This is a genomic window from Ensifer sp., from assembly GCF_035999185.1.
In the GTDB taxonomy this organism is placed as follows: domain Bacteria; phylum Pseudomonadota; class Alphaproteobacteria; order Rhizobiales; family Rhizobiaceae; genus Ensifer.
The window spans coordinates 26509-41603 of sequence record NZ_DASYHB010000035.1; the positions used below are offsets into that span (position 1 = coordinate 26509).

Annotated in this window: 8 protein-coding genes and 1 tRNA gene; 5 read left to right on the forward strand and 4 right to left on the reverse strand. The window is 62.1% G+C overall.

From position 1 onward, the window contains the following. Positions 1-3: 3 nt before the first annotated feature. Complete coding sequence (locus tag VGO04_RS03465) at positions 4-819, forward strand: ABC transporter permease subunit (RefSeq protein ID WP_327494561.1); 816 nt, start codon at positions 4-6, stop codon at positions 817-819. A 59-nt stretch (positions 820-878) separates the two neighbouring features. Here the strand turns inward: VGO04_RS03465 and VGO04_RS03470 are convergent, their stop codons facing one another. Further along, positions 879-2705 (reverse strand): AsmA family protein, encoded by a 1827-nt coding sequence (locus VGO04_RS03470; RefSeq protein ID WP_327494562.1) that lies wholly within the window; start codon positions 2703-2705, stop codon positions 879-881. Positions 2706-2890: 185 nt separating this feature from the next. Between VGO04_RS03470 and VGO04_RS03475 the strand changes: the two genes are divergently transcribed. After that, on the forward strand, positions 2891-4843 hold the full coding sequence (locus VGO04_RS03475; RefSeq protein WP_327494563.1) for an acetoacetate--CoA ligase: 1953 nt from the start codon (positions 2891-2893) through the stop codon (positions 4841-4843). Between the two features lie 287 nt (positions 4844-5130). Here VGO04_RS03475 and VGO04_RS03480 read toward each other — a convergent pair whose 3' ends face one another. Both VGO04_RS03480 and VGO04_RS03485 read right to left on the reverse strand, forming a co-directional pair. Further along, positions 5131-6813, reverse strand: coding sequence for an iron ABC transporter permease (locus VGO04_RS03480; protein ID WP_327494564.1), 1683 nt, complete (start codon positions 6811-6813; stop codon positions 5131-5133). A gap of 90 nt (positions 6814-6903) precedes the next feature. Further along, a complete protein-coding gene (locus VGO04_RS03485; RefSeq protein ID WP_327494565.1) occupies positions 6904-10518 on the reverse strand; it encodes an ATP-binding protein in 3615 nt (1204 codons plus the stop codon). Positions 10519-10749: 231 nt separating this feature from the next. On the opposite strand from VGO04_RS03485, the gene VGO04_RS03490 reads away from it, so the two are divergent. The 3 genes from VGO04_RS03490 to VGO04_RS03500 all read left to right on the forward strand — a co-directional run bounded on the left by VGO04_RS03490 (position 10750) and on the right by VGO04_RS03500 (position 13434). Then, positions 10750-11199: a phasin gene (locus VGO04_RS03490; protein ID WP_327494566.1), complete on the forward strand. Its 450-nt coding sequence runs from the start codon at positions 10750-10752 to the stop codon at positions 11197-11199. Positions 11200-11386: 187 nt separating this feature from the next. Next, positions 11387-11463: transfer RNA gene (locus tag VGO04_RS03495), tRNA-His, on the forward strand. 207 nt (positions 11464-11670) lie between these two features. Beyond that, positions 11671-13434, forward strand: coding sequence for an adenylate/guanylate cyclase domain-containing protein (locus VGO04_RS03500; RefSeq protein WP_327494567.1), 1764 nt, complete (start codon positions 11671-11673; stop codon positions 13432-13434). A gap of 605 nt (positions 13435-14039) precedes the next feature. On the opposite strand, the gene VGO04_RS03505 is transcribed toward VGO04_RS03500, so the two are convergent. Then, the gene (locus VGO04_RS03505; protein ID WP_327494568.1) at positions 14040-14921 is read right to left on the reverse strand and encodes a LysR family transcriptional regulator; all 882 of its coding nucleotides are present in this window, start codon (positions 14919-14921) and stop codon (positions 14040-14042) included. Positions 14922-15095: the final 174 nt, after the last annotated feature.

The window sequence follows — 15095 nt, forward strand, 5'->3', positions numbered from 1 at the left end:
GACATGGGCAACTGGTCACGCTTCAACATCGCTTCGATCGTGCTCGGCTTTGGCTTCCTCTACCTGCCGATCGTGCTTCTGGTGATCTTTTCCTTCAACGAGTCGAAACTGGTCACGGTCTGGGCCGGTTTTTCGACCAAGTGGTACACGCAGCTCTGGCACAATCAGGCGCTGCTCGATGCCGCCTGGGTGACGATCCGTGTCGCGCTGATCTCGGCGACCTGCGCCACCGTGCTTGGAACGCTCGCTGCTCTGGCGCTCGTTCGCTTCACGCGCTTTCGCGGTCGCATGCTGTTTTCCGGCATGGTCTATGCGCCGCTGGTCATGCCCGAGGTGATCACCGGCCTGTCGCTGCTATTGCTCTTCGTCGCGATCGGTCTCGACCGCGGCTTCTGGACGATCACCCTGGCGCACATCACCTTTACCATGTGCTTCGTCGCGGTCGTCGTGCAGTCGCGGCTTTTAAGCTTCGACCAATCGATCGAGGAGGCGGCGCTCGATCTCGGGGCGACGCCGGTCAGGACCTTCTTTGCCATCACGCTGCCGGTAATCGCGCCAGCGGTGTTTTCCGGCTGGGTTCTCGCCTTCACCTTGTCGCTGGACGACCTCGTGATTTCGAGCTTCACCACCGGACCGGGCGCCACCACGCTGCCGATGAAGATCTACAGCCAGGTGCGGCTCGGGGTGACGCCTGAGATCAACGCGATCTGCACGATCCTGATCGGCATCGTCGCGATCGGCGTGGTCGTTGCTTCCATCGTCACCAAACAGCGCGAGGCGCAACGCGAACGCGACGAGCGGGCGGCTTTCGCCCAGTGACCGGGCGGTTAGATGCTGGTTCTAAAAGGACGGCCGGTGTTGTCACACACCGGCCGTTTTCAGTTCGGTTCGCCGAGAACCGAAAGGGGTGAGATCACTGCGTTCGGCCAGGAGCCGCCGACGAAGAAGCGCAGTCTTTGGTCCGCATTCAGAGCGTCGGTGTAGGTGCCGGCCAGCGCCAGGCTGCCGGTGCGATAGGGGATGACGCCGTTGACGGAGAGATTTCCTGACTGCCCGGTGAACAGCGCCCGGTTCAGTCGCGCCGATCCCTGTTCAAAGGTCGCCTCGATGTCGGCGGTCTGAAACGCGAAGCTGCCATCGCTTGCCTGCGCCAGCGAGAAGAACTCTCCGGCGCGCACCAGGTCCGCGAAGGCCTTGGGATCGAAGCCGAAAAGGCTGCCATTGGCGAGGGACAGCCGGATGCGACCGGAGGCATCGGCCGCCTGTTTCGCCCAGAAGGGGTGGGCTGTCGTCAGGTCGAAGTTGACATTGCCCCGGCCATTGGGAACAGGCCCGCTAAAGCCCAGGCCGGAAAGAGCCGAGGCAAGGTCGGCGTTTTTCAAGACCAGCTCCAGCTTGCCGCCATTTGCCAGGCCAGCTTCGGAGACGGAGATCCGACCGCTGAGCCTGCCGTTGGCGTAGGTGCTGTCGGCGATGTCGATGGAGGCGCGGCCATGATCGATGATGACGCCGGCGGCAAGATCCGACAACCGCACCGGACCGACGACGGCCTCCTGCGCCGACAGTCGGATGTCGGCGCGCACGCTGCGGGCAAAGGCGTCGCTCACGCGCTGAATGATTTCGTCGCGCTCGGATGACAGCTGTTCGATGAGCGGCTGCAGCCCGTTGAGGTCGATATGGTCGAAGGCGAGCGTGCCTTCCAGTCGAGGTACGCCGTTGGGTGGTGACGCGATATCGAGAATGCCCGTGGCCGTGGCGTCGCCGAGCGTCATTTGCAGCTCGTCGAGCTTCAGCGAGGCGTCATTGCTCGTCACGTTGGCGCCAAGACTGAAACTCTTGTCCGGCAGCGTGGGGTCCGCCGTCCCCTGATACCATGTGGCAAGGGCCTGCAAGGATACCGTCGAAATCTGCAGCCGCCCCGTCACGATTGGCGTCTGGGAGATGTTGCCGGTGCCTTCGAACGAAAGGTTGAGCGGAGTCGAAGTCAGCGATGTCTTCAGCGCGGCGTTCCGACCGGCAAGCAGAGTGAGCGGTTCGTTGCAGTCGAGCGTCCAGTTCACCAATTGCCCGCCAAGGCTGCCCGAGAGCTGAGCGCTCAGGTGATCGGAGAAGTTGGGCCACTTGATGGTGCCGGATATGCCGGAGAATTCCTGTGTCCGGTTGGTGACCAGATCGATGATCTGCAAGCGCCCGTTCTCGACCGTGACATCGCCGAACGGGGTGTCATCGTCGTCGTCAATCGACGATCCGGGCACACTTAACCAATGCGGACGCTGCCAGTTGAGTGTGCCATCCGTCTGGCGCTGTAGCGTGACGACAGGCTCGATCAGCTGCATGTCCTTGAGCTTCGGCGTGCCGGTGAAGGCCGACAGAAGGCTGAAAGAGGCGGTGATGCGGCCGATATGTGCAAGCTTGCGCGACGTCCCATCGGCGGTTTCGATCGTCGCTGCGCGGAGCGTCAGGGTCGGTTCGGGCCAGAAACTGATCTCGGGATCACTCGCGATGCGGCTTTTCCCACCCGACCAGGCGTCGAGCATGTGTTCGACGGTTGGGCGCACGTCAGCGGTCGATATCAGCAACGGGAGTGCGGCGTTGTAACCGGCTGCAAGGCCGACGCCGATTGCCGCCGGCCAGAGGAAGTGGCGGCGGCTCAGTCGCGACCATGGGCGTGCGTCGCGCATCATATGCAGGAAATTCCGTGTCATGTCCGCCTGGTCGCCGTCGCTTGGATCACGTTTGTTGGATAGGCCTTCGGTCCTCAGAAATCAAATGCGACGGACAGGAAACAGACAGGTAAATGTCGTCGGCTCGACGCCGAGGCGATTGTGGATGCTGTTTATTTTGCGATGCAGCATGGTATAGAGGGCATGGAGCAGGAGTGGAGGAAAGCATGCAAGCAGAGCAGCCGTTGTGGGTCCCAGGTCCGGATATCCTTGCGCATAGCCCGATGGCCGAGTTCATGGCCTGGTGCAGCAACCGTTTCGGCCAGACCTTCGCGGACTATGACGCGTTCCATGCCTGGTCGGTTACCGAGCGGGGCAACTTCTGGACCGCCGTCTGGGACCACTGCGGGGTGATCGGTGAGCGCGGCGAGACGGCGCTCGTCAACGGCGACCGCATGCTCGATGCCCGGTTCTTCCCGGACGCAAAGCTGAATTTCGCCGAGAACCTGCTGCGCGAGACCGGTGACGGCGACGCGCTGGTGTTCCGTGGCGAAGACAAGGTCAGCTATCGTTTGTCATGGAACGATCTGCGCGCACTGGTGTCGCGGCTGCAGCAGGCGCTGAAGGCTGCGGGCATCGGCAAGGGCGACCGTGTCGCCGCCATGATGCCGAACATGCCGGAAACCATCGCGCTGATGCTGGCGACGGCCTCGATCGGGGCGATCTGGTCGTCCTGTTCGCCCGACTTCGGCGACCAGGGCGTTCTCGACCGGTTCGGCCAGATCGCGCCCAAGCTGTTCATCGCCTGCGACGGCTATTGGTACAATGGCAAACGCCAGGACGTCGATGCCAAGGTGCGCGCGGTTTCCAAGGCGCTTGCGGTGCCGGCGCTGGTTGTTCCCTATGCCGGCGACAGCGCGGCCCTGGCAGCGTCGATCGCAGGCGGCGTGACCTTCCAGGATTTCATCGCGCCCTTCGAGGCGAAGGCCCTGACCTTCGAGCGCCTCCCCTTCAGCCATCCGCTTTACGTGTTGTTCTCATCGGGCACGACCGGTGTTCCCAAATGCATCGTCCATTCGGCCGGCGGCACATTGCTGCAGCATCTGAAGGAGCATCGGTTCCATTGCGGCCTGCGGCGCGGCGAGAAGCTGTTCTATTTCACCACCTGCGGCTGGATGATGTGGAACTGGCTGGTCTCGGGCCTCGCGGTCGGAGCAACGCTCTGCCTGTTTGATGGTTCGCCCTTCTACCCCGATGGCAACGTGCTCTTCGACTTCGCGGCCGCTGAGAAATTTGCCGTGTTCGGCACCTCGGCGAAATACATCGATGCCGTGCGCAAGGGCGGCTTTGAGCCGAAGAAGACGCATGATCTGTCGAGCCTCAGGCTCCTCACCTCGACCGGCTCGCCCTTGTCGCCCGAGGGCTTCTCCTTCGTTTACGAAGGCATCAAGTCGGACGTCCAGCTGGCATCGATTTCGGGCGGCACCGACATCGTCTCCTGCTTTGTTCTCGGCAATCCCCTGAAGCCTGTCTGGCGCGGCGAGATCCAGGGGCCGGGTCTCGGGCTCGCAATCGATGTGTGGAGCGACGAGGGGCAATCTGTGCGCGGCGAAAAAGGCGAGCTCGTCTGCACAAAGGCGTTCCCGTCCATGCCGGTGATGTTCTGGAACGACCCGGAAGGTGCCAAGTATCGCGCCGCCTATTTCGAGCGCTTCGACAATATCTGGTGCCATGGCGACTTTGCCGAATGGACCGAACACGGCGGCATCATCATTCACGGCCGCTCGGATGCGACCTTGAACCCCGGCGGCGTACGCATCGGCACGGCCGAGATCTACAACCAGGTCGAACTGATGGAGGAGGTTGCCGAGGCGCTCTGCATCGGTCAGGACTGGGAAGACGACGTGCGCGTCATCCTGTTCGTGCGCCTTGCGTCCGGTGTCGTGCTGACCGACGATCTGACGAAGGCGATCAAGAACAAAATTCGCATCGGGGCGTCGCCGCGCCATGTGCCGGCGAAGGTGATCGCGGTTGCCGACATTCCCCGCACGAAGTCCGGCAAGATCGTCGAGCTTGCGGTTCGCGATGTGGTGCACGGTCGTCCGGTGAAGAACAAGGAGGCGCTCGCCAACCCCGAAGCCCTTGATCTTTACGCCGGGCTCGATGCCCTTAAAAATTGAGGGTACGTTAACGGGTTCGCGCAATTGGAATTAACCAAGCCTTCAGACTTGCTGAAAAATCCCTAAAATTGCGGATGGGCCAGGTAAGGTCTTGTTAAGGAATGGGGGCGCATGGTCAAGTCAACTTGAGGCCGGTCGATGTTGGATCGGCGTTCGGCAGAGATGTCCTCGCGGACATGATGTCGTTACTTCTCGAGCGCTTGTTGGTTTAGCATTCAACTATCGAGGTGGCCTCCCAGCCACCTTTTTTTTGTGCGTTGGAGCCGGGCTTAGGCGCCACATCGCGGTCAGGACCGGCGTTCGAGCGATCGCGACACGAGAATGACCGGGATCATGCCGGCAATCACGATAATCATCGCGGCAACCGAGGCATCCTCGACTTTCGCCCTTGAGGCATCTTCATACACGAGCGTCGCCAGCGTGTTGAAATTGAAGGGCCTGAGCATGATCGTCGCCGAAAGCTCCTTCATGGTTTCGATGAACACGAGCAGGGCGGCGGTCAGCACCGCCGGGCGCATCATCGGCAGGAGCACGGTGCGCAGGGTCTGCCCGCCGGTGCGCCCAAGCGCGCGCGCCGCCATGTCGAGATGCGGCGACAGTTTCTGGAAGCCAGCCTCGAGCGTGCCCTCCGCCATGGTGAGAAAGCGCACGCTGCAGGCGTAGATGATTGCAAAGCCGGTTCCGGTCATCATCAGACCGGTGGAGATGCCGAAGGCATCCCGCATGCTGGCATCGATCATGTTGTCGAGGGCTGCGAGCGGAAAGAGCACGCCGATCGCAAGCACGGTGCCGGGCACGCCATAGCCGAAGGAGGCGAGCCGCCCGGCGATATCGGTCACCCGCGAGCGCCCCGTGCGGGCGGCGTAGGCAAGCACGAAGCCGAGCAGCACCGTAAACAGGGCAGTTGCACCTGAAACCAGGATGCTATGAAAGAGGGCGTTGAGGAGCCGCGCTTCGGCGAACATGTCGAGCCGCTTGAGCGCGAAATTGCCGAGGATCACGAAGGGGACCGCGAAACCGGAGAGAACGGGCAACAGGCAGGCAAGCGTTGCCGCCCACTTCTTCCAGCCGGAAAGCGAGAGTCTTGCGGCGTCGTGGACGGCGGACGTCGTCTTCTGGCTCGCGAAGCGCTGGCGCCGCCGCGCCGCCCGCTCGATCATCATCAGCCCGATGACGAAGACCAGCATGATGCAGGCGATCTGTGCGGCACCTGCAAGGCTGCCGCGGTTGAGCCAGGTGTCGAAGATCGAGAAGGTAAGGGTCTGCACGCCGAGGAATTCGACCGCGCCGATGTCGTTCAGCGTTTCCATTGCAACGAGCGTCAGCCCGATCATGATTGCCGGCCGCGCCATCGGGATCTGGATGCGCAGAAACACCTTGAGCGGTCCGGCACCGAGCGTGCGGGCGACGTCAGCCGCGGCGCGCCCCTGCATCAGGAACATCGAACGGCAGGCAAGGTAGATATAGGGATAGAGAACCGAGCTCAGCACCAGCACGGCGCCGCCGAGCGAACGGATATCCGGAAACCAGTAGTCGCGGCTTGTCTTGAAGCCAAAGATCGCGCGGATCAGTCCTTGCACCGGCCCGGTAAAGGTGAAGAGTTCGCCGAACGCATAGGCCGCCAGATAGGCGGGGATGGCGAGCGGTAGCACCAGGGCGGCGGACAGGAAGCGGCGCAGAGGAAACTCACAGCTTGCCACCAGCCAGGCGGTCAGGATGCCGACGACGGCGGTCACCGCACCCGTGAGCACGATGAGAAGAAGCGTCCGGCCGGTTGCGCGGGGGATGACGTTTTCCATCAGATGCGGCCAGTCGGCGCCGCCGCCCGAAATCGCCAGCCAGGCAATTGCAATGATCGGCATGAGCACGATTACCGAGGTCAATCCGGCCCAGATCGCCAGTAGGGGATGCGATAGACCGGTTCCCGCACGCGCGTAGCGGCGCTTGATGCTCTGAGACGTGGACTGCAATCGATCTCTTCCGAAGCGGGACGCGGAAATGGCGAGCCGGGGCCAGCAAACTGGCCACCGCAAGTCAACATTTCCTTACAGCATCCGGCCTCAGTTCGCCAAGACGCGTTGTGAGGGGAAGGAGATTTCCACCAGCGTGCCTTCGTTCGGCGCCGAGGTGATCGCGAAGTTTGCCCGGTTGGCCTCTGCCATTGCCTTGGTCAAGGGCAGGCCGAGGCCGGTGCCGTCGCCGCGCTTGCGTGCGCCTGTCGTCACCTGCCGGAAGGGTTTCATCGCCTGTTCCAGTTCGCCGCGCGTCATGCCGACGCCGGTGTCGCGTATGCGCAGGATGACGCTGCCGTTGGCCTCGTAGGAGGTCGAAACCACGATCTGGCCGCCCGACGGCGTGAAGCGGATGGCGTTTGCCAGGATGTTGAGGGCGATCTGCTTGATCGACCTGCCGTCGGCAACGACATTGGGCACCGCTCCCGAGAGCGAGGTGCGGATGATGACGCGCTGGCTGTTGGCCTGCGGCTGCACGAGCGAGACGGCCTCGGAAACCGCGTCGTTGATCTCGACGGCGCCGAAATCAAGCTCCATTTCGCCCGCTTCGATCTTCGAGATGTCGAGCAGGTCGTTGACGATATCGAGCACATGACGGCCAGAGCGGCCGATGTCGCCGGCATATTCGATGTAGCGCGGATGCCCGACCGGGCCGAAATGCTCGCTCGCCATCATGTCGGAGAAGCCGATGATGGCGTTGAGCGGCGTGCGGATCTCGTGGCTGACGCGGGCGAGGAACTCCGTCTTGTGGGCGTTTGCCGTTTCGGCCGCGCGCTTGGCGTTGCGCAGTTCTTCCTCGGTGCGCTTCCACTGGGTGATATCGCGGATCACGGCGCAGAAGCCGTTGGAGGCCGAAAGCCGGCCGATGGTCATGAACAGCGGAAGGAAGCCGCCGCTCGCCTCGCGCCCGATGACCTCGCGCCCGTCATTCAGGACGCTGGCGACGCCATGTCCGGAAAGACCGTGCAGGTAGTCGATGACCGCCTTCTGGCTTTCATGCGCAAACAGGGCCGCAAACGGTTTGCCGCGGATTTCGCCCTCGTCATAGTTGAACAGGGCGCTTGCCGACCGGTTCATCGAACGGATGTCGCCGTCGTGCCCGAGAACGACGACGCCATCGGTCGCCGTTTCCAGGATGGACTTGAGCTCGTCGATCTCGGTCTTCAGGCGTTCGGTCTGCTCGCCGCCTGAGGGCGCCTGATCGTCGTTGGCGGGTTGAATGCCGGCAACGCCAGCTGGCGTCAGGGCCAGCATCAGCGCGCTCTTTCCGTCCCAGCGGATCGAGTGCAGGCGAGCGGTAACCGGCCGCATCTGACCATCCCTGCGGATCAGCGTCATCGTGCCGTCAGCTTCCTGGTCGGTTGCCTCCTCGCCATTGGCAAACAGCGCATCGATGCCGCCTTCCCGGGCAAAATCATCGAGGTCGCCGTAGGCGGTGAGCCGAAGGAATTCCGGGTTGGCATGCAGCAGCTGCTCGCCACGGTGGACCAGCATGCCGATCGGCAGGCTGTCGAGGATCTCGCCGGTCAGACCGATATCGGCGGTTCGAACCGGAGCGTCTGTTTCTATTGTCGAAAGGGCACCTGGTTCGGCGGGCGCTTCCGCTTCGCGTCCATCTGTCCCAACGGGCTCAGCCGGCAAGACATTTTCGATCTCGCGCTCGTCGGACAGAGGTTGCGACGGCGTCAGGTCTTCGTTCTGCCTCGCTGCTTCTTCTCTCGCCTCGGTCGGCGATTTTTCCTCGGCTGACGTGCCGAAATTCTCGCCGAGCTGCCTCGCGATCTCGCGAAACGCCGCCTGTTCCCCACGGGTCAATCCGCTTGCGCGGTGCTGATCGAGCGCGACGATCTTGTCGGGCGTCCGTGGCTCAACGGTTTCGACGATGCGCAGCACGGGGCGCTCGCCCTGGAAGGGGTCCGCAACTGGCGCGGCGTCCTGGACATTGCTTTCGTCGGCGGAAACGCCCTCCGGTTCTTCCGGGACCCTTGAGAAGAGGGTGTGTTCTTCCGATCCGTCGCTGCCGCTGGCTGTGGCGACAGGTTCTGCCGCTGGCTCCGGCGATTGCCGTTCGTTGCCGGCTGGTTCGATCGAAGCCCGGTTCTCAACCGGCGTGTCCTCGCGCGCAGCGCCCTCAGGCGTGGCCTCGACCCGGTCGGGCGTCATCTCATCTGCGCCGAGTGCCAGGCCGTTGGCGTTCTCGTCTTCGACGGAATCGGCAAGGCGCACGATGCCAAAGCCGCGGAAGCCGTCGAATTCGCGCGAGCGGGAATAGGTGGGCAGTGCGGCGAGATCGACCGGAACCTTGAGGCTCGTGCCCTCGACGGGCCAGAAAATCGTCTTGCCGGACCAGGTGTCGCGGCGCTGCAGCAGCGAATTGATCTTGCCGTCGGGGTCGAGGCCGTAACGGGCGGCGACGTCTGCAAAGGTCGCGCCGATCACGTCGGCGGAACGCGGACCGACTGCTGTTGCAAACTCCTCGGAGATTTCGCTGAACCGGCCTTCCGCGTCGATCTTCCAGACGAAACGGACAGCGCGCGCGCCCGGTGCGAAGACGAAGCTGGGCTGTTCCACGGCGGCCACTTCAGTGCTGTCGACCTGGGCAGAGTTGGGGAGTGCCGCATCGGGGGACACGTCGCCTGCATCCGGCGCTGTCTCCGTTGTCGGCGCATGATCGTCCTGATCCTGCTCCGACGGATCGGCGGCCGTCGCGACAACTGGTTCGGCCTCCTGCGGTGCTGAGACCTGATCAGCATCGATGCCGTCCGCGGTGTGGATCTCGGCTTCGCTGTCGAACTGCGGCTCGGCGTCCTCCGTCCGGTCCTCGTCGGTCGTTTCGATGTCAGCGGCGGGCGCGGCGTCCTCTGCCGCTTCAGCCTGCACCTCGTCGATGTCCGGTGCAGCGGCCGTCTCGGCGCCCGACACAACGGCTTCGGCGACGGGCGTCTCGGCCAGGGGCGTCTCGGCCGTGACGACCGGTTCTTCCGGATCGAGCGTACCGAGAATCGTTTCGACCGCAAACAGCAGGTAGAGAGACGGATCGTTGGCGATCTTGCCGACGGCCGCCGGCAGATGTCCCCGTCTTGTGGCAACCGGTCGCTTGATCAGCCAGTCATGATCGCGGTCGACGGCGTCGACGAGCTGTTTTCGCGTTTCGTCCGACATGCCGAGATCGGCGAAGCCCGGCGACTGAGCGATGATGCCGCCGTCGCCACTCAGAACGGCCATATGGGTATCCGGACCGTCAAGACCGGCGATCATCCGCGCGGCGCGATCCTCGATCGAAAGCGGCGCGCCCGTATGCGGCGCCGTAAACAGCACGGCATCCTCATCCGGCCGGACGCGGATCATTTCCACCGCCACGTTGAGCGCGGTGCCCCGGAAGCCCGAGAACTTGCGGATCGAAAGCTGGCGGCGGTCGCCGGCCCGTGCGAGTTGTCCGGCTGCGGCGCGCAGCTGGCGCAGCGACAAATCGTTCTGCTCCGGCCCTGCATCGATGAAATCGTAGACAGAGGCCGCGCCAAAGAATGCGGCGCCTTGGTCATTGGCCCAGAGAATACGCTCGAAATCCCGTGAAAACAGGATCGCCGCATCGCCGCGTGCGAAATGCTCTCGCACCCGCGCATGCACGGCGATATCGATGAAGGGATACTGTCTCGCGGGCATGAATGGGCCTATTGACGGATCACTTGCGGGTTAACACTCTATTAATACCCGGCCGGCCCGTGAGGGTCCAGCGAGGCCCGAGGCTTCGCCACCGCTTTCAATGCGAAAGGTTAATGCCGGGGTTTTTGTGCACTGCACAATTTTATTGCAATGCACAAGGATATCGGTTATAGAGTGCGCATCAATCAACGGCGCCTCAAAAGAGGGCCTGACACCAAGGAGCGCATAAAAATGGCTACCAAGAAGACCGACGACGTATTCTCGCTTTCCTCGTTCGACCCGGCGAAGTTCACCGACAGCTTCCGCGATTTCGCGGAAAAGGGTGCCGTCCAGTCGAAGGAAGCCTATGCCAAGATGAAGACGGCCGCCGAAGAAGCGACGAAGACGGTCGAAGCGACGCTGGAAAGCGCCCAGACCGGCACCGTGGAACTCGGCCTCAAGGCGATCGACGCGCTGCGCACCAACGCTGAAAACTCGCTGTCGCACATGGAAGCGCTGCTTGGCGTAAAGTCGCTCTCCGAATTTGTCGAACTGCAGACGAGCTTCGTGCGCAAGCAGGCTGAACTTGCCGTCGAGCAGGCCAAGTCGATGCAGGAAGCGACCAAGAAGGTTGCCGAAAACGTCGTAAAGCCTGGCAAGGACGCCGCCGAAAAGGCGATGTCGTCCTTCAAGAAGGTCTAACGCCGGCGCCTGCGTCGGCCGATCGGCGGCAGCAGCCTGTTGCCGCCTCGATCCGACCTTCTGTCGAAATCCAAAAGACCGGGTGGCTTGCCATCCGGTCTTTTTGCAGGATAATCTCAAGTTAAGGCTTGCAAAGCGACGGAAGTCTCCGTATGTGAGCCGCCAAGCGACACACGTCGCCCGCAGTGCGGTTGTAGCTCAGTTGGTTAGAGCGCAGGTTTGTGGCACCTGAGGTCAGTGGTTCAACTCCACTCAACCGTACCATTCTCTCCCAGTCCGTTTGATTTCAAGTAATTCTTGCGTGTTCAGCCGTTCGAGTTGACAGTGCCTGATCAATTGCAGAGGCGGCGAGCCACATGCGCGCTCGCCATTCCCTGATCTGCCATCAAGCCGAATGGACAGAGGCGGCGGACCCCGGTAAAATTTCCTCATTCGACTTGAAGTGTGGCGTTCCGGGAAGGGGCCATGTTCATGGCCAACGAATCCATCACGCGGCGGCTTGCCGCCATTCTGGCTGCGGATGTCGTCGGCTATAGCCGGCTGATGGAGCGCGACGAGAAAGCCACCTACACGCAACTGATGACGCGCTGGAGCCAGGTGCTGGAGCCGCTCGTCGAAATCCATCAGGGCCGCATCTTCAAGACGACGGGTGATGGGGTGTTCGTCGAGTTCTCCAGTGCCGTCAACGCGGTGGAATGCGCCGCGGCCTTGCAGCGGGCCATGGCCGCCGCCAATGCCGACGTTCCCTCGGGCGAAGCGATCGTGTTGCGCGTCGGCGTCAACATGGGCGACATCATGGTCGCCGACAACGACCTTTACGGCGACGGCGTGAATGTCGCGGCTCGGATCGAAACACTTGCCAGCCCCGGAGGCGTGGCGGTCTCCGATGGCGTCCATGAATATGTGCGCGGCCGAACGGATATCGCGTTCGTCGACAGTGGTCTGCACGAGGTCAAGAACATCGAGCGCCCGGTCCACATCTGGAGCTGGTCGCCGAGCGAAGCCGCCGATCTGCCGGCGGAGATTGCGGCCGACGCCCCACCGCAGCTCCCGACCCGTCCGTCGATCGCCGTGCTGCCCTTCGACAACATGTCCGGCGACCCTGAGCAGGGCTATTTTGCCGACGGCATCACCGAAGACATCATCACCGATCTTTCGAAGGTGTCTGGACTTTTCGTCATCGCCCGCAATTCCTCCTTTGCCTACAAGGGCAAGTCGCCCGATATCCGCAAGGTGAGCCGGGAACTCGGCGTTCGCTATGTGCTTGAAGGCAGCGTGCGCCGCGCTGCAAACCGCATTCGCATCAACGCCCAGATGATCGACGGCACCACCGGCGGTCATCTCTGGGCCGAGCGCTACGATCGGGGTATCGAGGATATCTTCGAGGTGCAGGATGAAGTGACACGCACCATCGTCACCGCGCTCAAGGTGAAGCTGACAGCCGGGGAAGCGGAACGACGCGAAGTCCGCGGCAAGGTCAATCCGGAGGCCTATGATCTGCTCGTCCGTTCCCGTCAGGCGATCCTGCGGTTCGACATGCAGTCATCCGCCGAGGCGCGCAGCATGCTCGAGCGTGCCATCGCCATCGACCCGGGGCTCGCAGCCGCCTACGCCTCACTCTCGATCATTGCGTTGACCGACTACATCAATCGGTGGAACGGCGGGACATTCGACAATGTCTCGCGCGCCCTCGAGCTCGCCGAGAAGGCGATCGCCACCGACGAGAACGAGGCCCATGGCCATCATGCCCTTTCTCTCGCGCTCTGCTGGGGGCGGCGATACGACGAGGCGGAGCGCGCAGCCCAGCGCATGCTCAAGCTCGATCCGAATTCCGCCGGCGGTCACACCGCGCTCGGCTCGATCCGAGATTTCCAGAGCCTGTTCGAGGAGGCGCTGCCCTATTACACACGCGCCAACAGGCTCGATCCGCAGTTCGACCTTTCTCTGCATTTTCTCGGGCGGACCCTGCTTAATCTCGGCCGTTTCGACGAAGCCGAAATCGCCTTCAAGCGCCGGCTGGCGCTCGCCCCGAGGTCGGACATGACGCGCTTCTATCTCGCCTGCCTCTACGGCCGCACCGGGCATCACGAGGAGGCACGGCGCTATTGGCACGAGGTCTTCGAGGTCAATCCGAATTTCTCGATAGACCATTTCAGGCGAGCCATGCCCTACAAAGATCCAGGCGTTCTGGCGCGGCTGGTGGACGGGCTTCGCGAGGCCGGAATTTCTCTCTGAGCTGCTCGCACGTGTCCTTTGATCGTAGCGGATAAATATCGTGCACAGCAATTCGAAGCACGTTGGCGACCTTGCGCGTCTGATCAGCGCGTAACGCTACAGTTCTTTGCGTCACGACAAGATCGGCGGGGAGAGCACTTCGGCAAAGCGCCCGTCCATCAGCATTTTATCCAGGCGGTCGAAGGAAATCTGCGCGCCCCAGTCCGAGATTTCTTAAATGAAGTCAATTGATCTAGCCGAAGCAGCTTGAAACGAGATGGGAAAGCCAATTTGTAGCAGTGTCTACGTCACCGCAAACCTCCGCCTCAACAAACATGATATAGAATATCACGAAATACAAAGACGTAATTGCGATGAGAGTAATAAATAGCAAGGCTATAGTCTTGGTGTTTTCCATGATTAAAATCCCCGACTATACTGAATGATAGCGTATATGCTTCGTGCTCGCGATATGCACTTGGATATATTTTGTGATAAAAATAATGTTGCGGCACATCAGGCGGGCGGGGCAGTCGAAAGCGCCAAACGGTCGGCCAGGCGCGCGCAGGCCGCGTTAATTCAGGTGTGATCGAAGGGGATGCGCGGCCGGCATATTGAGTTTCCGATCAGACGAAAATCTGATGTTCGGCTGCTACGAGCTCCTGGAGGAACGTGACCACGGTGCGCACGCGTACGAGGTCGCGGGCGCTTTCGTGATAGGTGGTCCAATAGGCCCGGCGGATCGTGGTGTCCGGCAGGATGCGCTTCAGTTCCGGTGCGTGGCGGGCGATATAGTTGTGTAGGATGCCGATGCCGGCGCTGGAGCGCACCGCCTCGGTCTGGCCGGTGGCGCTCGATATCTCGAAGGAAGCATCCCAGCTGCGCATGATTTCGGCGGAAAAATTCAGCGACGGCGTGAAGATCAGATCCTCGACATAGCCGATGCGGCGGTGCCCTCGAAGGTCATCGATCGTTTGCGGCGTTCCGTGATTGTCCAAGTAGTCCGACGAGGCATAGAGGCCGAGCGTGTAGTCGGTGAGCTTCGAGGAGACGAGGCGCCCCTGTTCCGGCCGCTCGATCGTGATGGCGATATCGGCCTCGCGCTGCGACAGCGAGAAGGAGCGCGGCACTGGCACCAGCTGCAGCTTCAGCTCCGGATATCGGGCCGTCAGCCTCCCGAGGCGCGGTGCGAGAAACGAAACGCCGAAGCCGTCAGGCGCGCCGATCCTGACGGTGCCGGCGATTGCCGTGTCGATCCGGCCGATCTGCGATTGCGCCGCCAGCATCTCCGTTTCCATGCGCTCCGATGCCGCCAGAAAGATTTCTCCCTCGGCGGTCAGTTCGCAACCGTTCGGACGACGCACGAGCAATCGCGTCTTCATTGCCTCCTCAAGAGCGGTCACCCTCCGGCTGAGCGTCGCGTGGTTGACGCCCAGCCGCTTCGACGCGGCCAGGATCTGCCCTGTGCGCGCCACGGCTAGAAACATTCTGACATCGTCCCAGTTCATAGTGCGAACCCTCGAACAAAACCGTTGGACTTCAATTTTTGCACAACGGTTGCTGAATATCGGAAATTGATTTGTTGAAATCGTAGTGCGATCATGCCGCCACAATCAAGGTCTGGAGGAACCATTCATGTACGAACTGGGTCATTTCATCGATGGCAAGCGCGTCGCCGGCAA